The sequence below is a fragment of the Burkholderia sp. YHN3-13 genome (genome assembly GCF_055810675.1).
The window spans coordinates 1-665 of record NZ_JBVVNQ010000092.1 but is presented as its reverse complement, the minus strand read 5'-3'; the positions used below and the strand labels follow the sequence as shown (position 1 = coordinate 665).

Below are 665 nucleotides of genomic sequence, written 5' to 3'. Positions count from 1 at the left end.
CCCGTGATCCCCTTCGGGCCGTTGGTGATGTTCACCGGACGGTCGAGGTTGTTCATGAAGATCCGGACGATTTCACCGAAGCCGAGCGTCACGATCGCCAGGTAGTCGCCGCGCAGGCGCAGCGTCGGCGCGCCGAGCAGGATCCCGAAGGTCGCCGCCAGCGCCATCGCGATCGGCACGATGATCAGGAACGGCACGTGCAGGCCGTTCGGCGCGAGCGCCGCGATCCACTCGAACTGCGAGGTCAGGTGCGGCGAGCTCAGCAATGCCGCCGTGTATGCGCCCACCGCGTAGAACGCGATGTAGCCGAGGTCGAGCAGGCCGGCGAAGCCGACCACCACGTTCAGGCCCAGCGCGAGCATCACGTACAGCATCGCGAAGTCGAGCACGCGGACCCAGTAGTTGCCGCCGGCCGAGCCGATCACGATCGGCGCCGCGATCACGAGGACGGCGGTCAGCAGGCCGATGACGATGGTCTTGGCGGTGTTGCGCTCTTCGACGAGCGACGTCGAGGATTCGATCGGTTGAATGGATGTCATGTTGTTTGCTCCCTTCCGTTACGCGCGATCCGCGACCCGTTCGCCCAGCAGGCCCGACGGACGGAACACCAGCACGATGATCAGCACGACGAAGGCGAACACGTCCTGGTAGTTGCTGCCGAATAC

General features: G+C 65.3%; 1 protein-coding gene and 1 pseudogene. Both read right to left on the bottom strand.

The annotated features are described in order from the left end of the window. Nucleotides 1–539 (bottom strand): ABC transporter permease subunit (locus AC0KUR_RS38040; protein ID WP_473377411.1); only part of this gene is annotated, 539 nt, incomplete at its 3' end. Between the two features lie 18 nt (nt 540–557). Continuing rightward, nucleotides 558–665 (bottom strand): annotated as a pseudogene (locus AC0KUR_RS38035) (branched-chain amino acid ABC transporter permease); the annotation flags it as partial.